General features: G+C 69.7%; 19 protein-coding genes. 14 read left to right on the top strand and 5 right to left on the bottom strand.

All coding sequences use genetic code 11. The features are described 5' to 3' along the window. Positions 1–5 precede the first annotated feature (5 nt). The 12 genes from uvrC to DEJ49_RS36945 all read left to right on the top strand — a co-directional run bounded on the left by uvrC (position 6) and on the right by DEJ49_RS36945 (position 15,223). On the top strand, positions 6–2,615 hold the full coding sequence (gene uvrC / locus DEJ49_RS08115; RefSeq protein ID WP_223832765.1) for an excinuclease ABC subunit UvrC: 2,610 nt from the start codon (positions 6–8) through the stop codon (positions 2,613–2,615). Then, positions 2,612–3,547 (top strand): RNase adapter RapZ, encoded by a 936-nt coding sequence (rapZ, locus tag DEJ49_RS08110; protein ID WP_150166520.1) that lies wholly within the window; start codon positions 2,612–2,614, stop codon positions 3,545–3,547. The genes uvrC and rapZ overlap by 4 nt, the downstream gene beginning before the upstream one ends. Next, positions 3,544–4,566, top strand: a complete 1,023-nt coding sequence (locus DEJ49_RS08105) for a uridine diphosphate-N-acetylglucosamine-binding protein YvcK (RefSeq protein ID WP_150183488.1) — start codon at positions 3,544–3,546, stop codon at positions 4,564–4,566. The genes rapZ and DEJ49_RS08105 overlap by 4 nt, the downstream gene beginning before the upstream one ends. Beyond that, positions 4,557–5,546, top strand: coding sequence for a DNA-binding protein WhiA (gene whiA, locus DEJ49_RS08100; RefSeq protein ID WP_150166515.1), 990 nt, complete (start codon positions 4,557–4,559; stop codon positions 5,544–5,546). Before DEJ49_RS08105 ends, whiA begins: the two co-directional genes overlap by 10 nt. A 163-nt stretch (positions 5,547–5,709) precedes the next feature. Next, the gene (locus DEJ49_RS08095; protein ID WP_150183487.1) at positions 5,710–8,670 is read left to right on the top strand and encodes a M14 family metallopeptidase; all 2,961 of its coding nucleotides are present in this window, start codon (positions 5,710–5,712) and stop codon (positions 8,668–8,670) included. 189 nt (positions 8,671–8,859) lie between these two features. After that, the gene (gene gap / locus DEJ49_RS08090; protein ID WP_150183486.1) at positions 8,860–9,870 is read left to right on the top strand and encodes a type I glyceraldehyde-3-phosphate dehydrogenase; all 1,011 of its coding nucleotides are present in this window, start codon (positions 8,860–8,862) and stop codon (positions 9,868–9,870) included. A gap of 101 nt (positions 9,871–9,971) precedes the next feature. Then, entirely contained in the window at positions 9,972–11,183 is a 1,212-nt protein-coding gene (locus DEJ49_RS36330; protein WP_150183485.1) for a phosphoglycerate kinase, read from the top strand. A 6-nt stretch (positions 11,184–11,189) separates the two neighbouring features. Then, complete coding sequence (tpiA, locus tag DEJ49_RS36325) at positions 11,190–11,966, top strand: triose-phosphate isomerase (RefSeq protein WP_150183484.1); 777 nt, start codon at positions 11,190–11,192, stop codon at positions 11,964–11,966. A gap of 104 nt (positions 11,967–12,070) precedes the next feature. Continuing rightward, complete coding sequence (gene secG, locus DEJ49_RS08075; RefSeq protein WP_150166510.1) at positions 12,071–12,301, top strand: preprotein translocase subunit SecG; 231 nt, start codon at positions 12,071–12,073, stop codon at positions 12,299–12,301. Positions 12,302–12,460: 159 nt separating this feature from the next. Then, entirely contained in the window at positions 12,461–12,796 is a 336-nt protein-coding gene (locus DEJ49_RS08070; protein WP_003957010.1) for an RNA polymerase-binding protein RbpA, read from the top strand. 179 nt (positions 12,797–12,975) lie between these two features. Then, the gene (pgi, locus tag DEJ49_RS08065; protein WP_150183483.1) at positions 12,976–14,628 is read left to right on the top strand and encodes a glucose-6-phosphate isomerase; all 1,653 of its coding nucleotides are present in this window, start codon (positions 12,976–12,978) and stop codon (positions 14,626–14,628) included. 100 nt (positions 14,629–14,728) lie between these two features. After that, entirely contained in the window at positions 14,729–15,223 is a 495-nt protein-coding gene (locus DEJ49_RS36945; RefSeq protein ID WP_150183482.1) for a DUF2087 domain-containing protein, read from the top strand. A 68-nt stretch (positions 15,224–15,291) separates the two neighbouring features. Here the strand turns inward: DEJ49_RS36945 and pgl are convergent, their stop codons facing one another. Genes pgl through tkt form a run of 5 tightly spaced genes read right to left on the bottom strand, consistent with a single transcriptional unit; the run spans position 15,292 to position 21,932 of the window. After that, positions 15,292–16,071, bottom strand: a complete 780-nt coding sequence (pgl, locus tag DEJ49_RS08055; RefSeq protein WP_150183481.1) for a 6-phosphogluconolactonase — start codon at positions 16,069–16,071, stop codon at positions 15,292–15,294. Beyond that, positions 16,068–17,150: a glucose-6-phosphate dehydrogenase assembly protein OpcA gene (gene opcA / locus DEJ49_RS08050; RefSeq protein ID WP_150183480.1), complete on the bottom strand. Its 1,083-nt coding sequence runs from the start codon at positions 17,148–17,150 to the stop codon at positions 16,068–16,070. Before opcA ends, pgl begins: the two co-directional genes overlap by 4 nt. Then, complete coding sequence (gene zwf, locus DEJ49_RS08045) at positions 17,147–18,670, bottom strand: glucose-6-phosphate dehydrogenase (protein ID WP_150166505.1); 1,524 nt, start codon at positions 18,668–18,670, stop codon at positions 17,147–17,149. The genes opcA and zwf overlap by 4 nt, the downstream gene beginning before the upstream one ends. A 6-nt stretch (positions 18,671–18,676) precedes the next feature. Further along, positions 18,677–19,795: a transaldolase gene (gene tal, locus DEJ49_RS08040; protein ID WP_150183479.1), complete on the bottom strand. Its 1,119-nt coding sequence runs from the start codon at positions 19,793–19,795 to the stop codon at positions 18,677–18,679. 34 nt (positions 19,796–19,829) lie between these two features. After that, positions 19,830–21,932, bottom strand: a complete 2,103-nt coding sequence (gene tkt / locus DEJ49_RS08035; protein ID WP_150183478.1) for a transketolase — start codon at positions 21,930–21,932, stop codon at positions 19,830–19,832. Positions 21,933–22,350: 418 nt separating this feature from the next. Here tkt and DEJ49_RS08030 point away from each other — a divergent pair, with 418 nt between their 5' ends. Beyond that, positions 22,351–23,304, top strand: a complete 954-nt coding sequence (locus tag DEJ49_RS08030) for a heme o synthase (protein ID WP_190329575.1) — start codon at positions 22,351–22,353, stop codon at positions 23,302–23,304. A 33-nt stretch (positions 23,305–23,337) separates the two neighbouring features. Continuing rightward, a complete protein-coding gene (locus DEJ49_RS08025; RefSeq protein ID WP_150183476.1) occupies positions 23,338–23,685 on the top strand; it encodes a hypothetical protein in 348 nt (115 codons plus the stop codon). Positions 23,686–23,748 lie beyond the last annotated feature (63 nt).

The raw sequence follows: 23,748 nt of genomic DNA, 5'->3' as shown, positions 1-23,748 counted from the left end.
CCGACATGGCCGACCCTTCCAGCTACCGCCCCAAGCCGGGACAGATCCCCGACGCCCCCGGGGTCTACAAATTCCGCGACGAGCACCGCCGGGTGATCTACGTCGGGAAGGCCAAGAGCCTGCGCCAGCGCCTGGCCAACTACTTCCAGGACCTGGCCGGGCTCCACCCGCGGACCCGCTCCATGGTGACGACGGCCGCCTCCGTCGAGTGGACGGTCGTCACCAACGAGGTCGAGGCGCTCCAGCTGGAGTACACCTGGATCAAGGAGTTCGACCCCCGGTTCAACGTCAAGTACCGCGACGACAAGAGCTATCCGTACCTCGCGGTGACGATGAACGAGCAGTTCCCGCGCGTGCAGGTGATGCGCGGCGCCAAGAAGAAGGGCGTGCGCTACTTCGGGCCCTACGGCCACGCGTGGGCGATCCGCGACACCGTCGACCTGCTCCTGCGCGCCTTCCCGGTCCGTACGTGTTCGGCGGGCGTGTTCAAGAACGCCGCCCGCACCGGCCGCCCCTGCCTGCTCGGCTACATCGGCAAGTGCTCGGCGCCGTGCGTGGAGCGCGTGACGGCCGAGGAGCACCGTGAACTCGCCGAGGACTTCTGCGACTTCATGGGCGGCCGCACGGGCACGTACATCCGCCGTCTGGAGCGGCAGATGACGGAGGCGGCCGAGGAGATGGAGTACGAGCGGGCGGGACGCCTGCGCGACGACATCGAGGCCCTCAAGAAGGCCATGGAGAAGAGCGCCGTCGTCCTCGCCGACGCCACCGACGCCGACCTCATCGCCCTCGCCGAGGACGAGCTGGAGGCGGCCGTGCAGATCTTCCACGTCCGCGGCGGGCGCGTGCGCGGTCAGCGCGGCTGGGTCACCGACAAGGTCGAGGCGGTCACCAGCGGCGACCTCGTCGAGCACGCCCTCCAGCAGCTGTACGGGGAGGAGCGCGGCGACGCCGTGCCCAAGGAGGTCCTCGTTCCCGCGCTGCCCGACCCCATAGAGCCGGTCCAGGAGTGGCTCACCGAGCGCCGCGGCGCTCACGTCTCGCTGCGGATCCCGCAGCGCGGCGACAAGAAGGCCCTGATGGAGACCGTCGCGCGCAACGCGCAGCAGTCCCTCGTCCTGCACAAGACCAAGCGGGCGTCCGACCTCACCACGCGCTCGCGCGCCCTGGAGGAGATCGCCACCGCCCTGGAGCTGGACAGCGTCCCGCTGCGCATCGAGTGCTACGACATCTCGCACCTCCAGGGCGACGACGTCGTGGCGTCGATGGTCGTCTTCGAGGACGGCCTCGCCAGGAAGAGCGAGTACCGCCGCTTCCAGATCAAGGGCTTCGAGGGCCAGGACGACGTCCGCTCCATGCACGAGGTGATCACGCGCCGCTTCAAGCGCTACCTCGCGGAGAAGGAGCGCAGTGGGGAGTGGGTCGACGAGGAGACCGGTGAGGTCGCCGACCTCGGGCCCACGGAGGAGGACGGCCGCCCCAAGCGGTTCGCGTACCCGCCGCAGCTCGTCGTGGTCGACGGCGGGCAGCCGCAGGTCGCGGCCGCCAAGCGAGCCCTGGACGAGCTCGGGATCGACGATATCGCTGTGTGCGGGCTCGCCAAGCGGCTTGAGGAGGTCTGGGTCCCCGACGAGGACGACCCGGTGGTCCTGCCGCGCACGAGCGAGGGTCTGTACCTCCTCCAGCGGGTCCGTGACGAGGCGCACCGCTTCGCGATCACCTACCAGCGGACCAAGCGGGCCAAGCGCTTCAAGGCCGGACCGCTGGACGAGGTGCGCGGCCTCGGTGACGCCCGGAAACGGACGGTGATCAAGCACTTCGGTTCGGTGAAGCGGCTGCGGGCCGCGACGATCGACCAGATCTGCGAGGTTCCCGGAGTGGGCCGCAAGACGGCCGAGGCGATCGCGGTGGCCCTGGCCCAGGCGGCACCCGCGGCCCCCGCGGTCAACATGACCACGGGCGAGATCCTGGACGACGCCGAGCCGACCGCCACGGCCGAGGAGAAGCCGACCGCCGACGAGCGGATCGCCGCGGCCGCAGAGGAGCCGCTCGCCGACGAGCCGACGGCTGACGAGCCGGCCGCTGCGGCCGAAGAGGAGCCGACCGCCGCGGCCGAGGAGGAGCCGTCCGCCGACGAGCCGACGGCCGCGGCCGCAGAGGAGCCGACCGCCGACGAGCCGACGGCCGTCGAGCGGGCCGCGGCCGAAGAGAAGCCGACCGCCGCCGAGCCGACCACCGCCGAGCCGACTGCCGACGAGCGGATCGCCGTGGCCGAAGAGAAGCCGCTCGCCGACGAGCCGACGGCTGACGAGTCGCCCGCCGCGGTTGAAGAGGAGACGCTCGCCGACAGGCGGATAGCCGACGAGTCGATCGCCATGGCCGAAGAGAAGCCGGCCGCCGACGAGCCGGCCGCTGTGGTCGAAGAGGACCGGGAGCCGGCCGCCGATGAGTCGGCCGTCGGGGCCGAAGAGGGCCGGGAGCCGACCGTCGATGAGTCGGCCGTCGGGGTCGAAGAGGGCTGGGAGCCGACCGTCGAGGTCGGGTCCGGGGAGAATGGGAGCGGGGAGCCCGTGACCGCGGGCACCCCGGAAGAACGACGGGGGCTGGAGACATGACCGAGCACGACGAAGGTGGAGAGCAAGTGAGTGCGGGCACGCCCATGGAGACGCCGGCCGTCCCGGACGCCGCCATTCCCGAGCTGGTGATCATCTCGGGCATGTCCGGCGCCGGACGGAGCACCGCCGCGAAGTGCCTGGAGGACCTCGGCTGGTTCGTGGTCGACAACCTGCCGCCCGCGCTGATCCCCACGATGGTGGAGCTCGGCGCCCGCTCGCAGGGCAACGTCGCCCGTATCGCGGTCGTCGTCGACGTGCGCGGCAGGCGGTTCTTCGACAACCTCCGCGAGTCCCTCGCCGAGCTGGAGTCGAAGAACGTCACCCGGCGCATCGTCTTCCTGGAGTCCTCCGACGAGGCCCTGGTCCGCCGCTTCGAGTCGGTCCGCCGCCCGCACCCGCTGCAGGGCGACGGCCGCATCGTCGACGGCATCGCGGCCGAGCGCGACCTGCTGCGCGAGCTGCGCGGCGACGCCGACCTGGTCATCGACACCTCCAGCCTGAACGTGCACGAGCTGCGGGCCAAGATGGACGCCTCGTTCGCGGGCGAGGAGGAGCCCGAGCTGCGGGCCACCGTCATGTCCTTCGGCTTCAAGTACGGCCTGCCGGTCGACGCCGACCTGGTCGTGGACATGCGCTTCCTGCCGAACCCCCACTGGGTCCCCGAGCTGCGCCAGTACACCGGCCTCAACGAAGAGGTGGCGGCGTACGTCTTCAACCAGCCGGGTGCCAAGGAGTTCCTCGACAGGTACGCGGAGATGCTCCAGCTCATCGCCGCGGGCTACCGCCGCGAGGGCAAGCGCTACGTGACGATCGCGGTCGGCTGCACGGGCGGCAAGCACCGCTCCGTCGCCATGTCGGAGAAGCTCGCGGCGCGCCTGGCGTCCGAGGGCGTGGAGACGGTCATCGTCCACCGGGACATGGGGCGCGAATGACCCCGAACCGCCGGAGCGTCCGCCTGAGCAGGCTGGGCCGCAAACGGGGCACCCAGCCGAAGGTGGTCGCCCTCGGCGGTGGCATGGGCCTGTCCGCCTCGCTCGCCGCGCTGCGCCGCATCACCGGCGCCGGAGACCTCACCGCCGTCGTCACGGTCGCCGACGACGGCGGCTCCAGCGGCCGGCTCCGCGACGAGCTGGGCGTGCTGCCCCCCGGCGACCTGCGCAAGGCCCTCGCCGCGCTCTGCGGCGACGACGACTGGGGGCAGACCTGGTCCCGCGTCATCCAGCACCGCTTCCAGTCCAAGGGCGACCTGCACGAACACGCGGTCGGCAATCTGCTGATCGTCGCCCTGTGGGAGCAGCTGGGCGACCACGTGCAGGCGCTCGACCTCGTCGGCAGGCTGCTCGGCGCGCAGGGCCGCGTGCTGCCCATGTCGGCCGTGCCGCTGGAGCTCCAGGCCCTGGTCAGGGGCCACGACCCGGAGCGTCCGGACGACGTGGACACCGTGCGAGGGCAGGCCACGGTCGCCCTCACGCCCGGCGAGGTCCAGTCCGTGCACGTCGTCCCGCACGACCCGCCGGCGGTCCCGGAAGCGGTCGCCGCCGTGCTCGACGCGGACTGGGTAGTCCTCGGTCCGGGCTCCTGGTTCTCCTCGGTGATCCCGCACCTCCTGGTCCCCGAACTGCTCGACGCGCTCACCGAGACGAAGGCCCGCAAGGTCCTCTCGCTCAACCTCGCGCCGCAACCGGGAGAAACCGAGGGGTTCTCTCCGCAGCGTCATTTGGAGGTTTTGGCCCGACACGCCCCTAAACTCGCCCTGGACGTGGTGCTGGCCGACGAGGCCGCCGTGCCCGACCGTGAGTCACTGACCGATGCCGCCAAGCGGCTCGGTGCCACGGTCGAGCTGGCGCCGGTGGCCCGGCCCGACGGAACTCCGAGGCACGACCCGGAGCTCCTGGCAGCCGCGTACGACCGTATTTTTCGGATGCATGGAAGGATCGGCCCATGGCGATGACGGCAGCGGTGAAGGACGAGATCTCCCGGCTCCCCGTCACCCGGACCTGCTGCAGAAAAGCAGAGGTCTCGGCGATCCTGCGGTTCGCGGGCGGCCTTCACCTGGTGAGCGGCCGCATCGTGATCGAGGCGGAGCTGGACACCGCGATGGCCGCACGGCGGCTCAAGCGGGACATCCTGGAGATCTTCGGGCACAGCTCGGAGCTGATCGTGATGGCCCCCGGCGGCCTCAGGCGCGGCTCGCGCTACGTGGTCCGGGTCGTCGCGGGCGGCGACCAGCTGGCCCGCCAGACGGGTCTCGTCGACGGCCGCGGCCGTCCCATCCGGGGCCTGCCGCCGCAGGTGGTCTCGGGGGCCACCTGCGACGCGGAGGCGGCCTGGCGCGGCGCGTTCCTCGCCCACGGCTCGCTCACCGAGCCCGGTCGGTCCTCCTCCCTGGAGGTGACCTGCCCGGGCCCGGAGGCCGCGCTCGCGCTGGTCGGCGCCGCGCGCAGGCTGCAGATCGCGAGCAAGGCCCGCGAGGTGCGGGGCGTGGACCGCGTGGTCGTACGCGACGGAGACGCGATCGGCGCGCTGCTCACCCGTCTGGGGGCACACGAATCGGTGCTCGCCTGGGAGGAGCGGCGGATGCGCCGCGAGGTGCGGGCCACCGCCAACCGGCTGGCCAACTTCGACGACGCGAACCTGCGCCGCTCGGCCCGCGCGGCCGTCGCGGCGGGCGCCCGGGTGCAGCGCGCCCTGGAGATCCTCGGCGACGAGGTGCCGGAGCACCTCGCGGCCGCCGGACGGCTGCGCATGGAGCACAAGCAGGCCTCCCTGGAGGAGCTGGGCGCGCTCGCCGACCCGGTGCTGACGAAGGACGCCGTCGCGGGCCGCATCCGGCGCCTGCTCGCCATGGCCGACAAGCGCGCCCAGGACCTGGGCATTCCGGGCACGGAGTCCAACCTGAGCGAGGAGCTCGCGGACAACATGGCGGTCTGACCCGCTGCGCGCATACGCCTCGTAAGCCGCTGGTGTCCCACGGGGCACCGGCGGCTTTCGCATGCCTGTCCCGCACGCCTTCACCCGCCGTATTGACATGATCATGCACTGTCACGAGCCTGGCATCCGGCATATCTGTGCCGGACAACCGCAAGGGGGGCTCATGAGACGAAGAGCGAGCGCGAGATCCGTTCTCGCCACCGGCGCACTGCTCATCGGCGGCCTCGCCGCCGCACCGACCGCCCAGGCCAGCGGCCCGGGCCAGGCCCCGGCCGCCGACGATCCGGCGGCCCTGCAGGTCTACCAGGCAGAGGTCACCAAGAAGCAGATACCCATTCTCGTCGAGGCCGGCCAGGACGCCCACGAACTCGCCGGGCAGACACCCGAGAGCGGCACCGGCCGCGTCGAGCTGTATTTGACCAAGGGCCAGGCCAAGGCCATCGAACGCAAGGGCGTCGAGCTCAGCGAACACAAGGTGTCGGCGGCGACGCAGAAGCGGCTCAAGGCCGCGGGGGACGGCGTTTTCCGTCCGTACAGCGGAAAGGGCGGTCTCCAGGAGGAGATCGTCAAGACCGGGCAGGCGAACCCCGGCATCACCAAGGTCGTCTCCATCGGCAAGACCCTCCAGGGCAAGGACATCCTCGCCCTGAAGCTCTCCAAGAACGCCAAGAAGTCCAAGGACGGCTCCAAGCCCTCCACGCTGTACATGTCCAACCAGCACGCGCGCGAGTGGATCACCCCCGAGATGACCCGCCGCCTCATGCACCACTACCTGGACAACTACGGCAAGGACAAGCGCATCACCAGGCTCGTGGACTCCACCGAGCTGTGGTTCGTGCTGTCCGCCAACCCCGACGGCTACGACTACACGCACGCCGTCGGCGGCAACCGCCAGTGGCGCAAGAACCTGCGCGACATCGACGGCGACGGCAGGATCGCGCCGGGCGACGGCGTCGACCTCAACCGCAACTTCGCCTACAAGTGGGGCTACGACAACGAGGGCTCGTCCCCGGAGCCGTCCTCCGAGACGTACCGCGGCACGGGCCCGATGTCCGAGCCCGAGACCAAGGCGCTCGACCGCTTCCAGAAGCGCATCGGCTTCACGTACGGCATCAACTACCACTCCGCGGCCGAACTGCTCCTCTACGGAGTGGGCTGGCAGGTCGCCACGCCGACCCCGGACGACGTGCTCTACCGCGCGCTGAACGGCACCCCGGAGAAGCCCGCCGTCCCCGGCTACCACCCACAGGTCTCCTCCGAGCTGTACACCACCAACGGTGAGGCCGACGGCCACGCGGGCAACGTCAACGGCATCTCGATGTTCACCCCGGAGATGTCCACCTGCCAGACCGCGTCGAACGTGGACCCCAACGACGCGTGGAAGCCCGAGGACTGCGCCTCGATCTTCACCTTCCCGGACGACGAGAAGCTGATCCAGCAGGAGTTCGCCAAGAACGTCCCGTTCGCGCTCGCCGTCGCCGAGACGGCGCTCCACCCCGACCAGCCGGTCTCCGTCACCGGCATCGAGGCCCCCGACTTCACCCCCGACTCCTTCACCACCTCCTACGCCCGCGGAGGCGACCAGGAAGTCGCCGTCACCGCCCGCAAGTCGGTGCGCGACAAGGAGCTCAACTACCGGATCAACGGCGGCCGCACGCACGATGAGGACCTCAAGGCCTGGAAGGGCGGCGAGACCTACGGCGGCGACGACAACCTTCACTTCGACGAGTACCGCGCCGAGATCGAGGGCGCGCGCGTCGGCGACAAGGTGGAGGTGTGGTTCACCGGACGCGCCGAGAAGGGCCGCACCACGAGCGAGCACTTCACCTACACCGTCGCCGAGCGCCCCAAGGCGAACACGCTCGTCGTCGCCGAGGAGGGCGCGACGGCCACCCAGACCCAGAAGTACGTCGACGCCATCAAGGCCAACGGACGCACCGCCGCCGTCTGGGACGTCGCCAAGCAGGGCGTCCCGCACCCGCTCGGCGTCCTGTCGCACTTCTCCGCCGTCGTCCACTACACCGGCGACCCCGTCCCCGGCGCGCCCACCCAACTCGCCCTGCGCGACTACCTCAACGAGGGCGGCAAGCTCATCGAGTCCGGCGAGCGCACCGGCGGCAACGTCGACCTCGGCGAAGCCCTTACGGACGACTTCGCGCAGTACTACCTGGGCGCCTACCAGCGGCTCAACGCGCCGGGCGTCACCAGCTTCAAGGGGAGCGGCGCACTCTCCGGGGTGACCACGCCGCTCGCCGGCACCGACACCAACCCGCTGGACAAGGCAGGCCGCTTCGCCGTCACCTCCGAGACGCTGCCCGCCGACAAGTTCCCGCAGTTCAAGAGCGCGGCCGCGGGCTCCTACCCCGGCCTCACCAACCCGTACGCACCCTTCGAGGGCCAGGGCATGGCCTCCGCCACCCACGCCGACCAGGACTGGAAGCGGCTCACCCGCACCATCGACCTGACCGGCGTCACGGCGGCCGACGCGCCCGAGCTGCGCCTCGCCCTCAACTGGAACCTGGAGACCGGTTACGACCACGGCCTGCTGGAGGCGCATACCACCGGAGCCGACGACTGGACGACGCTGCCCGACAAGAACGGCAACTCGTCCGCCGCCGTCCCCGCCGAGTGCGCGGCCGGCTTCTTCGTCAACGGCCACCCGTTCCTGCGGCACTACCTGACGGTCGGTGCCGACAGCTGCACGGCGTCCGGCACCAGCGGCACCTGGAACAGCTTCACCGGCTCCTCCGGCGGCTGGAAGCCCGTCGCCTTCGACCTCAGCCCCTACGCGGGCAAGAAGATCGAGGTGGCGCTCAGCTCCGTCACCGACCCCTCGACCGGAGGCCGCGGCCTCTTCGCCGACAACGCGCAAATCGTCATCAACGGCAACGCCACGGAGACCGAGGGATTCGAGACCTCGCTCGGCTCCTGGAGCGTTGCGCCGCCCCCGGCCGGAAGCCCCAATATCACAGGCGACTGGGCGCGGACCGGCGAGCTCTTCCGCTCCTTCGCGGCGGTCACAGCGCGTGACAGCGTGCTCCTCGGCTTCGGCTTCGAGCACGTGCCCTCGGACGCCGAAAGGGCCGCTCTTATGGGCGCCTCCCTGGCACATCTGCGCAGCTGACAGTGCGTAATCGGGACCAAGGTCCCGGTGGCCCGTACCCCTACTGCGGGGTACGGGCCTTTGTGCCGCCAACGGCCCCTCTCGATGTCACCTCAGAGGCTTCAGAGAGGTAGGGTCGGAGGCGGTCGGGGACATCCCATACAACTCGCCGGCGTCTAAAACCGGCGTACCAACGAGGAGATCGGTTTCGTGACGATCCGCGTAGGCATCAACGGCTTTGGCCGCATCGGTCGCAACTACTTCCGCGCGCTGCTCGAGCAGGGTGCGGACATCGAGATCGTGGCTGTCAACGACCTGGGTGACACCGCGACCACGGCGCACCTGCTGAAGTACGACACCATTCTGGGCCGCCTCAAGGCCGAGGTGTCGCACACCGAGGACACCATCACCGTCGACGGCCACACCATCAAGGTGCTGTCCGAGCGCAACCCCGCCGACATCCCGTGGGGTCAGCTGGGCGTCGACGTGGTCATCGAGTCCACCGGTATCTTCACCAAGAAGGCCGACGCCGAGAAGCACATCGCCGGCGGCGCCAAGAAGGTCCTCATCTCGGCTCCGGCCAAGGACGAGGACATCACGATCGTGATGGGCGTCAACCAGGACAAGTACGACGCGGCCAACCACCACGTCATCTCCAACGCCTCCTGCACCACCAACTGTGTGGCGCCGATGGCCAAGGTTCTCGACGAGAACTTCGGCATCGTCAAGGGCCTGATGACCACGGTCCACGCGTACACCAACGACCAGCGCATCCTGGACTTCCCGCACTCGGACCTGCGCCGCGCCCGCGCCGCCGCCGAGAACATCATTCCGACCACGACCGGTGCCGCGAAGGCCACCGCCCTGGTCCTGCCCCAGCTCAAGGGCAAGCTCGACGGCATCGCGATGCGCGTCCCGGTCCCGACCGGCTCCGCCACCGACCTGGTCGTCGAGCTGCAGCGCGAGGTCACCAAGGACGAGGTCAACGCCGCGTTCAAGAAGGCCGCGGACGACGGCGACCTGAAGGGCATCCTCTACTACACCGAGGACCCGATCGTGTCGTCCGACATCGTCGGCGACCCGGCGTCCTGCACCTTCGACTCCTCCCTGACCATGGTCCAGGAGGGCAAGACGGTGAAGATCCTCGGCTGGTACGACAACGAGTGGGGCTACTCGAACCGCCTCGTCGACCTCACCGTCTTCGTCGGCGGTCAGCTCTAGTCACCAGAGCAGGCACCTAGATGTGAGCACAGGGTCCGGACCGCGCAACGAGGCGCGCTCCGGGCCCTGTTGCGCGTCAGCCCACCCAAGGAGTCCAGTTCATGAAGACGATCGACGAACTTCTCGCCGAAGGAGTCGACGGCAAGCGGGTCTTCGTCCGCGCCGACCTCAACGTGCCGCTCGCCGACGGCACCATCACCGACGACGGCCGCATCCGCGCCGTCCTGCCGACCGTCAAGGCCCTCGCCGACGCGGGCGCCAAGGTGGTCGTGGCCTCGCACCTGGGCCGCCCCAAGGGCGCCCCGGATCCGGCCTTCTCGCTGCTGCCCGCCGCCGAGCGGCTCGGTGAACTCCTCGGCGCGCCCGTCGCGTTCGCGCAGGACACCGTCGGCCCCGCCGCGCACGACGCGGTCAAGGGCCTGCAGCCCGGTCAGGTCGCCGTCGTCGAGAACCTCCGCTTCAACGCCGGTGAGACGTCCAAGGACGACGCCGAGCGCGGCGAGTTCGCCGATCAGCTGGCCGCCCTCGCCGACGTCTACGTGGGCGACGGCTTCGGCGCCGTGCACCGCAAGCACGCCTCCGTGTACGACCTGCCGGCGAAGCTCCCGCACTACGCGGGCTACCTGATCGCCACCGAGGTCGGTGTCCTCAAGAAGCTCACCGAGGACGTGAAGCGCCCGTACACCGTCATCCTCGGCGGCGCCAAGGTCTCCGACAAGCTCGCCGTCATCGACGAGCTGCTCGGCAAGGCCGACCGCCTCCTCATCGGCGGCGGCATGGCGTACACCTTCCTCAAGGCCAAGGGGTACGAGGTCGGCATCTCCCTCCTCCAGGAGGATCAGATCGCGACCGTCACGGAGTACATGGAGCGCGCCGAGAAGAACGGCGTCGAGCTCGTCCTTCCCGTGGACGTCCTGGTCTCCACGGAGTTCCCCGACCTGAAGACGAAGGCTCCGGCGGACTTCGAGACCGTCGACGCGGACAAGATCCCGTCGGACAAGGAGGGCCTGGACATCGGCCCGAAGACGCGTGAGCTCTTCGCCTCCAAGATCGCCGACGCCGAGACCGTGTTCTGGAACGGCCCGGTCGGCGTCGCCGAGCACCCCGACTACGCGAACGGCACCGCCGCGGTCGCGCGGGCCCTGCTCAACTGTGACGGCTTCACCGTGGTGGGTGGCGGCGACTCGGCCGCGGCCGTACGTAACCTGGGCTTCGACGAAAACGCATTCGGCCACATCTCGACCGGCGGCGGCGCCTCCCTCGAATACCTCGAGGGCAAGACGCTCCCCGGCCTCGCCGCACTGGAGAACTGACACCTGATGACTACGCGTACCCCGCTGATGGCGGGCAACTGGAAGATGAACCTCAACCACCTCGAGGCCATCGCCCACGTCCAGAAGCTCGCCTTCGCCCTGGCGGACAAGGACTACGAGGCCTGTGAGGTCGCCGTCCTGCCGCCCTTCACCGACCTGCGCTCCGTGCAGACCCTGGTCGACGGCGACAAGCTCAAGATCAAGTACGGCGCCCAGGACATCTCGGCGCACGACTCCGGTGCCTACACCGGCGAGATCTCGGGCCCGATGCTGGCCAAGCTGAAGTGCACCTACGTCGCCGTGGGCCACTCCGAGCGCCGCCAGTACCACAACGAGACCGACGAGATCTGCAACGCCAAGGTGAAGGCCGCGTACAAGCACGGTCTGACCCCGATCCTCTGCGTCGGCGAGGGCCTGGACATCCGCAAGGCGGGCCAGCAGGTCCAGTACACGCTGAACCAGATCGACGGCGGCCTGAAGGACATCCCGGCCGAGCAGGCCGAGACCATCGTCATCGCCTACGAGCCGGTCTGGGCCATCGGCACCGGCGAGGTCGCGACCCCCGAGGACGCGCAGGAGGTCTGCGGCGCGATCCGCGGCCGCCTCGCCGAGCTGTACTCGCAGGAGCTCGCCGACAAGGTCCGCATCCAGTACGGCGGCTCGGTGAAGGCGAAGAACGTCGCCGACATCATGGCGCAGCCCGACGTGGACGGCGCGCTCGTCGGTGGCGCGGCGCTGGACTCGGACGAGTTCGTCAAGATCGTTCGCTTCGGCGACCAGTGAGTATGCGCTAGCGGCGTTACGTCGTACCCTGACGGGGGTCGAAGCTCGAAGCCTTCGGCCCCCGTCGTCGATTCAGATCCGAGGAAGTTGGTCCAGCCGTGGTTATGGGGTTCTCGATCGCCCTGATCGTCTTCAGCGCCTTGCTGATGTTGCTGGTGCTGATGCACAAGGGCAAGGGCGGCGGTCTTTCCGACATGTTCGGTGGCGGCATGCAGTCGTCCGTCGGCGGATCCTCCGTCGCCGAGCGCAACCTCGACCGCATCACGGTCGTGGTCGGTCTGCTGTGGTTCGCGTGCATTGTCGCGCTCGGCCTTCTCATGAAGGCGAACAACTAGCGTCAGCCACTGGTCGCTTGTCCGGTGCGAGCCCGCGTGTGCGGCTTATCATGGGGCTTGCGTCCGGGGGTGGGGTGTAACTCCCAACACTGGACGCGCGTTGGGCCTTACGTAAACTGAGGCGCCCGCAGCAGCACCATCACGCAGGGAGTTACGACCGTGGCAAGTGGCAACGCGATCCGAGGAAGTCGGGTCGGGGCGGGGCCGATGGGCGAGGCCGAGCGCGGTGAGTCCGCGCCGCGACTGCGCATCTCCTTCTGGTGCTCCAACGGGCACGAGACGCAGCCGAGCTTCGCCAGCGACGCGCAGGTCCCCGATACGTGGGACTGTCCCCGCTGCGGCTTTCCGGCAGGTCAGGACCGGGACAACCCGCCGGACCCGCCGCGCACCGAGCCGTACAAGACGCACCTGGCGTATGTACGCGAGCGGCGCAGCGACGCGGACGGGGAGGCCATCCTCGCGGAAGCGCTCGCCAAACTGCGGGGCGAGATCTAGCACTTGAATACGACAACGGAACCGGCCGGACAACGAAAAGTGTCCGGCCGGTTTCGCTGTTCCGGTACGTGTGCGGAGAGACAGTTTCGGACATCTCATCCCGCTCCCTGATCGATTAGGTTGGAGGGTGCAGCGGGGCAATTAACGTACGCACGTACGAGAGAAGGCTGAAGTCCGAGATGAACGCAGAAAGCCGCGCCAGGCTCGACCGGATTCCCGAGTGGACGGCGCTCACCGAGCACCGTGACCGGCTGGGGGAGGTGCAGCTGCGAGAGCTCTTCGCCGCGGACCCGGCGCGCGGCACGGCGTACACCCTCCAGGTCGGCGACCTGCACATCGACTACTCCAAGCACCTCGTCACCGACGAGACGCTGACGCTCCTGCGCGACCTGGCGGCCGCCACCGACGTCTTCGGGCTGCGGGACGCCATGTTCCGCGGCGAGAAGATCAACACCACCGAGGGCCGGGCCGTCCTGCACACGGCGCTGCGCGCCCCGCGGGACGCCGTCATCGAGGTCGACGGCGAGAATGTGGTGCCCGCCGTGCACGCCGTCCTCGTCAAGATGAGCGCCTTCTCCGAGAAGGTCCGCTCCGGCGAGTGGACCGGTCACACCGGCAAGCGCATCAAGAACGTCGTCAACATCGGCATCGGCGGCTCCGACCTCGGCCCCGCGATGGCGTACGAGGCGCTGCGCTCCTTCACCGACCGCGGCCTCACGGTCCGCTTCGTGTCGAACGTGGACGGCGCGGACCTGCACGAGGCCGTGCGGGACCTGGACGCCGCCGAGACGCTGTTCATCATCGCCTCGAAGACGTTCACCACCATCGAGACGATCACCAACGCCACCTCCGCGCGCGACTGGCTGCTGACCGAGCTGAAAGCAGGCCAGGACGCCGTCGCCAAGCACTTCGTGGCCCTGTCGACCAACGCCGAGAAGGTCTCCGACTTCGGCATCGACACGGACAACATGTTCGAGTTCTGGGACTGGGTCGGCGGCCGCTACTCGTACGACTCGGCGATCGGCCTCTCCCTGATGATCGCCATCGGGCCCGACCGCTTCCGCGAGATGCTCGACGGCTTCCACCTCGTCGACGAGCACTTCCGTACGGCGCCCGCCGAGTCCAACGTGCCGCTCCTGATGGGCCTGTTGGGCGTCTGGTACGGCAACTTCCACGACGCGCAGTCGCACGCCGTCCTGCCGTACTCGCACTACCTCTCCAAGTTCACCGCGTACCTCCAGCAGCTGGACATGGAGTCCAACGGCAAGTCCGTCGACCGCGACGGAAAGCCGGTCGACTGGCAGACGGGCCCGGTCGTCTGGGGCACGCCCGGCACCAACGGCCAGCACGCCTACTACCAACTCATCCACCAGGGCACGAAGTTGATCCCGGCGGACTTCATCGGCTTCGCCGAGCCCGTCGCCGACCTGCTGCCCGGCCTGGTCGCCCAGCACGACCTGCTGATGGCCAACTTCTTCGCGCAGACCCAGGCGCTGGCGTTCGGCAAGACGCCGGACGAGGTGCGCGCCGAGGGCGTCGCGGAGGAGCTCGTCCCGCACAAGACGTTCAAGGGCAACCACCCCACCACGACGATCCTCGCCAAGGAACTGACCCCCTCGGTCCTCGGCCAGCTCATCGCGCTGTACGAGCACAAGGTCTTCGTGCAGGGCGCCGTGTGGAACATCGACTCCTTCGACCAGTGGGGCGTCGAGCTCGGCAAGGTCCTCGCCAAGCGCGTCGAGCCCGCGCTGACCGAGGGCGCCGAGGTGCCCGACCTGGACGGGTCGACCACGGCGCTGGTCGCCAAGTACCGCGATCTGCGCGGGCGTTGAGTCTCACCAGTCGAGTCTCACCTCTGTTAATCGGATGCGGCCCGCCCGCCCGGCGGGTGACACTGCTTCGGCTCCGTCACCCGCCGGGAGGGACCCCGTCATGGACCAGCTGCACGCCGCGCTCGCCGACCCCGAGAGACTCAGGCTGTACGCGCGGATCGTCCTCGACGACCTGCCGCCCCGCGAGGCCGACTCGGCCGTCGCCCGCAAGCACCTGGGACGCCTCCTCGCCACCGGCCTCGTGGAGCGGCTGCCCGACGGCTCGCTGCGGGCCGACGCCGCCGTCTTCCGGCGCTCGCCCGACCCCGTCGACGCGCACGACCGTCCCACGGTGCCGCGCCGCCTCACCGGCTTCTTCACGCATGGCCGCCTCACCGCCATACCGGTCCGCCCCGTCGTGCGCCACGAACTCCTCGTCCACCTCACGGACACCCTCTTCGACGCCGACCGCACCTACAGCGAGGTCGAGGTCAACGAGGCGTTCCGCACCGTCCACGACGACACGGCGGCCCTGCGCCGATACTGCGTCACCGACGGCCTCCTCGTCCGCGCCCAGGACGGCAGCAGCTACCGACGCGTCCTCGCCGACGCCTGAGGAGTGAACGACTGAGGGCCCCGCACCGGGATGGTGTGGGGCCCTCAGGGACGTGACGCGGTGAACCGTCAGGCGACGGCCGGCGGGTACAGCTCCGGGGGGAGCTGGGAGGCCGCCGCGGCGTCCAGGAGCCACAGCGTCCGCGAGCGGCCGTAGGCACCGGCCGCGGGGGCCTGCACCTCGCCCGCGCCGGACAGGGCGATCGCCGCGGCGTTCGCCTTGTCCTCGCCCGCCGCGAGCAGCCACACCTCGCGGGCCGCCCGGATCGCCGGGAGCGTGAGCGTGACACGGGTCGGCGGGGGCTTCGGCGCGCCGTGCACGCCGACCACCGAGCGCTCCGTCTCCCGCACAGCCGGAAGCTCAGGGAAGAGCGACGCGACATGCGTGTCCGGGCCGACGCCGAGCATCAGGACGTCGAACGTCGGCACCGGACCGTGGTCCTCCGGGCCCGCGGCCGCGGTGAGCTCGGCGGCGTAGATCTCCGCCGCCGCGTCCACCTCGTACGCGCCGTCCGAGGCCGGCATCGGGTGCACCCGGGCCGGGTTGAGGGGCACCGAGTCGAGCAGCGCCTCCTTGGCCTGGGTGTAGTTGCGCTCCGGGTCGCCGTCCGGCAGGAAGCGCTCGTCGCCCCACCATAGGTCGAGCCGCGACCAGTCGATCGCGTCCTTCGCGGGGGACGCGGCGAGCGCCGCGAGGACGCCGTTGCCGTTGCGGCCGCCGGTGAGGACCACCGACGCGTGGCCGCGGGCGGCCTGCGCGTCGACGATCTTCGTGATGAGGCGGGCCGCGGCGGCCTGCGCCATCAGCTCCTTGTCGCGGTGGACGACGAGCTGCGGGGCCGCGGTCACTTCGCCGCCGCCTTCTTGGTGGCGGTCTTCTTGGCCGGCGCCTTCTTGGCCGGAGCCTGCTTCGGCTCCTCCGACGCGGCCGCCTTGGCCTCGGCCTCTTCCTTCGCGTCCTCGGACGGCTTCTCGTCACGGAGCGAGTCCGGGCGGTCCGCCGGGTCGCCGAGACGGTCCACGCCGTACTTCAGCGCGGACGCGTAGGTGTCGTCCGGGTCGAGGCGGCGCAGCTCCTCGGCGATCAGCTCGGCCACCTCGCGGCGCTTGAGCGCCACCGCGCGGTCGGGCTGCCCCTCGATGGAGAGCGTGGCGAGCGAGCCGTCGGCGCGGTCGAGCACGATGGGACCGCAGGTGGTCTCCATGCGGACGCCGGTCAGACCGGGGCCCGCCGACAGCGTGCGCTTCACCGGGACGTCGAGGCGGTCCGCGAGCCACATGGCGAGCAGCTCGCAGCTCGGGTTGAACTCCTCGCCCTCCACCTGTACCGAGGTGACCTTGCAGGTGACCTGGTCGAGCGCGGCGGCCAGCATGGAGCGCCACGGCGTGATGCGGGTCCAGGACAGGTCCGTGTCGCCGGGGCTGTAGGCCTCGGCGCGCGCGGTCAGCTCGTGGATCGGCTGCTCGGCGGCGTACGTGTCCGTGACGCGGCGCTGGGCCAGGGCGCCCAGCGGGTCCTTGGCGGGGTCCAGCGGGGCGTTCACCGGCCACCAGGCGACCACGGGGGCGTCGGGGAGCAGCAGCGGCAGGACGACGGACTGGGCGTGGTTGATGCCCTCGCCGTAGAGCCGCAGGATCACCGTCTCGCCGGTGCCCGCGTCCGCGCCGACCCTGACCTCGGCGTCGAGGCGCGAGGTGGTGCGGTCGCGGGGCGAGCGGGCGGCGCGCTTGATGACCACGAGGGTGCGCGAGGGGTGCTCGCGGGAGGCCTCGCTCGCCGCCTTCAGGGAGTCGTAGGCGTTCTCCTCGTCGGTGACGATGACGAGGGTGAGGACCATGCCGACGGCCGGGGTGCCGATCGCGCGGCGGCCCTGCACGAGCGCCTTGTTGATCTTGCTGGACGTGGTGTCCGTGAGGTCGATCTTCATGGCCGGCGCCAGCTCCGTCCGTCTCGTGCGAGCATTTCGTCCGCTTCGGTCGGGCCCCAGGTGCCGGCCGGGTACTGCGCGGGCTTGCCGTGCTTGTCCCAGTACTCCTCGATCGGGTCGAGGATGTTCCAGGACAGCTCGACCTCCTCCGTGCGCGGGAAGAGGTTGGCGTCGCCGAGCAGGACGTCGAGGATCAGACGCTCGTACGCCTCCGGGCTGGACTCGGTGAAGGACTCGCCGTACGCGAAGTCCATCGAGACGTCCCGGATCTCCATGGAGGTGCCGGGCACCTTCGAGCCGAACCGCACCGTGATGCCCTCGTCGGGCTGGACGCGGATGACGATCGCGTTCTGCCCGAGCTCCTCGGTGGCGGTGTGGTCGAAGGGGGAGTGCGGCGCGCGCTGGAAGACGACCGCGATCTCCGTGACGCGCCGGCCGAGGCGCTTGCCGGTGCGCAGGTAGAACGGGACGCCCGCCCAGCGGCGGTTGTCCACCTGCAGCTTGATCGCGGCATAGGTGTCGGTCTTCGACTTGGGGTCGATGCCGTCTTCCTGGAGGTAGCCGACGGCCTTCTCGCCGCCCTGCCAGCCCGCGGCGTACTGCCCGCGCACCGTGTCCTTGCCGAGGTCCTTCGGCAGCCGGACGGCGCCGAGCACCTTCGCCTTCTCCGCGACGAGCGCGTCGGCGTCGAAGGAGGCGGGCTCCTCCATCGCGGTCAGCGCCATCAGCTGGAGCAGGTGGTTCTGGATGACGTCACGGGCGGCGCCGATGCCGTCGTAGTAGCCGGCGCGGCCGCCGATGCCGATGTCCTCGGCCATCGTGATCTGGACGTGGTCCACGTACGACCGGTTCCAGATCGGCTCGAACATCTGGTTGGCGAAGCGGAGCGCCAGGATGTTCTGGACGGTCTCCTTGCCGAGGTAGTGGTCGATCCGGAACACCTGGTCCGGGTCGAACACCTCGTGCACGATCGCGTTGAGGTCCTGGGCCGACGCCAGGTCGTGGCCGAACGGCTTCTCGATGACGGCGCGCCGCCAGGAGCCCTCGGGGGCGTCCGCGAGCTCGTGCTTCTTGAGCTGCTGGACGACCTGGGGGAAGAACTTGGGGGGCACGGAGAGGTAGAAGGCGAAGTTGCCGCCCGTTCCCTGCGCCTTGTCCAGCTCCTGGATGGTGGCCTTCAGCTGCTCGAAGGCCTCGTCGTCGTCGAAGTTGCCCTGGACGAAGCGCATGCCCTGGATGAGCTGCTGCCAGACCTCCTCGCGGAAGGGCGTGCGCGCGTGCTGCTTGACGGCGTCGTGCACCTCCTGCGCGAAGTCCTCGTCCTGCCACTCGCGGCGGGCGAAGCCGATGAGGGCGAAGCCCGGCGGCAGGAGACCCCGGTTGGCGAGGTCGTACACGGCAGGCATCAACTTTTTACGGGACAAATCGCCCGTGACGCCGAAAATGACCAGGCCCGACGGCCCCGCGATACGCGGGAGCCGTCGGTCTGCGGCGTCACGCAGCGGATTGCTGCTTGACAAAGTGGGTCAGCCCTTCGCGGGAGCGAGGCGCTTGAGCTCGGCCTCGGTGGACTTGAGCAGGTCGGTCCAGGACGCCTCGAACTTCTCGACGCCCTCGTCCTCGAGGAGCTGCACGACCTCGTCGTAGCCGATGCCGAGCTTCTCCACCGCGGCGATCTCGGCGCGCGCCTGGTCGTACGTGCCCGCGATGGTGTTGCCCGTGATCTGCCCGTGGTCGGCCGTGGCCTCCAGGGTCGCCTCGGGCATCGTGTTCACCGTGTTCGGCGCGACGAGCTCGTCGACGTACAGGGTGTCCTTGTACGCCGGGTCCTTGACGCCGGTCGAGGCCCACAGCGGACGCTGCTTGTTGGCCTGCGCCTTGTCCAGGGCGGCCCAGCGGTCCGAGGAGAAGACCTCCTCGTACGCCTCGTACGCGAGCCGGGCGTTGGCGAGCGCGGCCTTGCCCTTGAGGGACTTGGCCTCGTCCGTGCCGATGCCGTCCAGGCGCTTGTCGATCTCGGTGTCCACGCGGGACACGAAGAAGGACGCCACCGAGTGGATCTTCGACAGGTCCAGGCCGCGCTCCTTGGCCTTCTCCAGGCCCGCCAGGTACGCGTCCATCACCATGCGGTAGCGCTCGAGCGAGAAGATCAGCGTCACGTTGACGCTGATGCCGAGGCCGATGACCTCGGTGATCGCCGGGATGCCCGCCTTGGTGGCCGGGATCTTGATCAGCGCGTTCGGCCGGTCCACCAGCCACGCGAGCTGCTTGGCCTCGGCGACCGTCGCCTTCGTGTTGTGCGCGAGCCGCGGGTCGACCTCGATCGACACCCGGCCGTCCTGGCCGCCGGTGGCGTCGAAGACCGGGCGCAGGATGTCGGCGGCGTCACGGACGTCCGCCGTCGTGATCATGCGGATGGCCTCTTCGACGGTGACCTCGCGCGCGGCGAGGTCCGACAGCTGCTGGTCGTAACCGTCGCCCTGCGAGATCGCCTTCTGGAAGATCGAGGGGTTGGTCGTGACGCCCACGACGTGCTGCTGGTCGATCAGCTCGGCGAGGTTGCCGGACGTGATCCGCTTGCGCGACAGGTCGTCCAGCCAGATCGCGACGCCTTCTTCTGAAAGGCGCTTGAGTGCGTCTGTCATGGAATTACATCTCCTACTTGGTCGTATATGGGCGTCAGCGCTGAGCGGCGGCGATCGATTCCCGCGCCGCCTCGGCCACCGCGTCAGCGGTGAAACCGAACTCGCGGAACAGCACCTTGGCATCCGCCGAGGCACCGAAGTGCTCCAGCGAGACGATGCGTCCGGCGTCGCCCACGAAGCGGTGCCAGGTCAGGCCGATGCCCGCCTCGACCGCCACGCGCGCCTTCACCGACGGAGGCAGCACCGCGTCCCGGTACCCCTGGTCCTGCTCCTCGAACCACTCGACCGACGGCATCGAGACGACACGCGTCGGCACGCCTGCGGCCTGCAGCTGCTCGCGCGCCTCGACGGCGAGCTGGACCTCGGAGCCGGTGCCGATGAGCACGACCTCGGGCGCTGTGCTCTTTCCGTCGGGCCCTTCGGCCTCGAACAGGACGTAGCCACCCTTGGCGGCGTCCTCGTTGCGCTCGTACGTCGGCACGCCCTGGCGGGTCAGCGCGAGGCCGTGCGGGGCGCCCTTGCCGAACTCCTTGGTGTAGCGCTTGAGGATCTCGCGCCAGGCGATGGCGGTCTCGTTCGCGTCGGCCGGGCGCACGACGTTCAGGCCCGGGATGGCGCGCAGCGAGGCCAGGTGCTCGACCGGCTGGTGGGTCGGGCCGTCCTCGCCGAGACCGATGGAGTCGTGCGTCCACACGTACGTCACCGGCAGGTGCATCAGCGCGGACAGACGCACGGCGTTGCGCATGTAGTCGGAGAACACCAGGAAGGTGCCGCCGTAGATGCGCGTGTTGCCGTGCAGCGCGATGCCGTTCATCTCCGCGGCCATGGAGTGCTCGCGGATGCCGAAGTGGATCGTGCGGCCGTACGGGTCGGCGCCCGGCAGCGGGTTGCCCTTCGGCAGGAACGACGACGTCTTGTCGATCGTCGTGTTGTTCGAGCCCGCGAGGTCGGCGGAGCCGCCCCACAGCTCGGGGATGACCGCGCCGAGCGCCTGGAGGACCTTGCCGGACGCGGCGCGCGTGGCGACGCCCTTGCCGGTCTCGAACTCCGGCAGCTTCTCCTCCCAGCCCTCGGGCAGCTCGCCCGCGGCGATGCGGTCGAACTCGGCCGCGCGCGTCGGGTCGGCGCTGCGCCACGAGGCGAAGCCCTTCTCCCACTCGGCCTTGGCCTCACGGCCCCGGTCGAGCGCCTTGCGGGTGTGCGCGAGGACCTCGTCGGAGACCTCGAAGGTCTGCTCCGGGTCGAAGCCGAGGACGCGCTTGGTGGCGGCCACTTCCTCCTCGCCGAGCGCCGAGCCGTGCGCGGCCTCGGTGTTCTGCGCGTTCGGGGCGGGCCAGGCGATGATCGAACGCATCGCGATGAAGGAGGGGCGCTCGGTCTCGGCCTTGGCGGCCTCGATCGCGGCGTAGAGCGCGGCGGGGTCGAGGTCGCCGTCCTCCTTGGGGGCCACGCGCTGGACGTGCCAGCCGTACGCCTCGTACCGCTTGAGGGTGTCCTCGGAGACGGCGGTCTCGGTGTCGCCCTCGATCGAGATGTGGTTGTCGTCCCACAGCAGGATCAGGTTGCCGAGCTTCTGGTGCCCGGCCAGCGACGAGGCCTCGCCGGAGATGCCCTCCTGGAGGCAGCCGTCACCGGCGATGGCGTACACGTAGTGGTCGAACGGGGACGAGCCGTCCGTCGTCTCCGGGTCGAACAGGCCGCGCTCGTAGCGGGCGGCCATCGCCATGCCCACGGCGTTGGCCACGCCCTGGCCCAGCGGCCCCGTGGTCGTCTCCACGCCCACCGTGTGGCCGTACTCCGGGTGGCCCGGGGTCTTCGAGCCCCAGGTGCGGAAGGCCTTCAGGTCGTCCAGCTCCAGGCCGAAACCGGCCAGGTACAGCTGGATGTAGAGGGTCAGGGACGAGTGTCCCGCAGAGAGGACGAACCGGTCGCGGCCGGTCCAGTCGGCGTCCGCGGGGTCGTGGCGCATCACCTTCTGGAAAAGGGTGTACGCGGCGGGCGCGAGGCTCATGGCCGTACCGGGATGGCCGTTGCCGACCTTCTGTACGGAATCCATGGCCAGGACGCGGGCGGTGTCAACGGCCCGCTGGTCCAGTTCGGTCCACTCGAGGTCTGTGGTGGTCGGCTTGGTGCTCACCCTGAGTCAGGGCTCCTCTCCACATGTCGAATGCCGGCGGCGTAGATCCCACCGGCCGTTGTCGAGCCTACCGCTGCTAGAACGCTCATTTTTTCGAGTCATTCCAGACTGCAGCGACATGCGAGGACGCGCCTCCCGAAAGGAAAGCGGAGGCATTCCGCAAGTGAATACGGGCTCGCTCATATGTCCGCTCAAAAGGCCATAGGTATCGCCCATTTGTCCGCTCAATGAACGCACGGTTCCGCTCATGTGGCGACCCGGACCGCCCCGGACGCCGTTCGGCCGGTCGCCCAACACGAACCCACCCCCGCGAAGGGCGAGGTATGGGCAACGTCTACAGTGGCGTGGTACGCGCGGGCTTTACCGGATCTTCATGTCAGAAGGTGCTGGTCGGCCTGCTGGGATGTCTCTGTCAGGGGTGTGCGTGACGGCCGTTGAATCCCGTCCAGCGGGGGTTTCCGGGACGGACCTTAGCCCGAGCCATCGGCCGTTCGGGGCTCGTGTCAAGGCGTTCGTGGCGCTGACCAAGCCGCGGATCATCGAGCTTCTGCTCATCACCACCGTTCCGGTGATGTTCCTCGCCGAGCAGGGCGTGCCCGACCTGTGGCTGGTCTTCGTGACCTGTCTGGGCGGGTACCTCTCCGCGGGGGGCGCAAACGCCCTCAACATGTACATCGACCGCGACATCGACGCGCTGATGGACCGCACGTCGCAGCGGCCGCTCGTGACCGGCATGGTCAGCCCACGCGAGTGCCTGGTCTTCGGCATCACCCTCGCGGTCGTCTCGACGCTGCTGTTCGGCTTCGCCGTCAACTGGCTCTCCGCCTGGCTGTCGCTCGGCGCCCTGCTCTTCTACGTGGTCGTCTACACGATGATCCTGAAGCGCCGGACCTCGCAGAACATCGTCTGGGGCGGCATCGCGGGCTGCCTGCCGGTCCTCATCGGCTGGTCCTCGGTCACCAACTCCATGTCGTGGGCGCCGATCGTCCTCTTCATGGTGATGTTCTTCTGGACGCCGCCGCACTACTGGCCGCTCTCCATGAAGGTCAAGGACGACTACGCGCGCGTCGGCGTGCCGATGCTGCCGGTCATCGCCTCCAACAAGGTGGTCGCCCGCCAGATCGTCCTCTACAGCTGGGTCATGGTGGCCGTCTCGCTGCTGCTCCAGCCCCTCGGCTACACCGGCTGGTTCTACACCGCGGTGGCGCTGGTGACCGGCGGCTGGTGGCTGTGGGAGGCGCACGGGCTGCAGAACCGCGCCAAGGCCGAGGTCACGGGCGGCAAGCTCAAGGAGATGCGCCTCTTCCACTGGTCGATCACCTACGTGTCGCTGCTCTTCGTGGCCGTGGCGGTGGACCCCTTCCTGCGCTAGTCAAGTTGGCTACCCGTCGGTAGCATCCTGGCCATGGCAGAGATCCAGCAGGTTGAGGACAGCAAGCAGGCAGCTCGTGCCGAGCGCAAGGCCGCCCGGCTCGCCAAGGAGATCGGTGCCTTCGCGCAGGCCCACGGCGGCGCCGAGGGGCAGATCGCGTACATCGGGCACGAGGGCACCCGGATCCTCCTCGTCGGCGAGGACGGCGGCTGGGGCGACCTGGTGGCGCCCACCTACGCCGTCGCGCAGAGCGCCGTGGAGAAGGCCGGTATCACCGTCCACGAGGAGTTCGCCGGGGAATTCGCCGCCAAGGTGAAGACCGGACCCTACGAATGGACGCGCATGGCCGGCATCCAGGTCGGCGGCCCCAGCAACGGCTGACGGCAGCCGCCAACCGCTTCCGCCGATAAACGCCGAAAGCAACACCTGACACCCGGGTCACCC

The sequence above is a fragment of the Streptomyces venezuelae genome (assembly GCF_008642335.1).
GTDB lineage: Bacteria > Actinomycetota > Actinomycetes > Streptomycetales > Streptomycetaceae > Streptomyces > Streptomyces venezuelae_F.
This window is presented reverse-complemented; position numbering and strand designations above follow the sequence as displayed.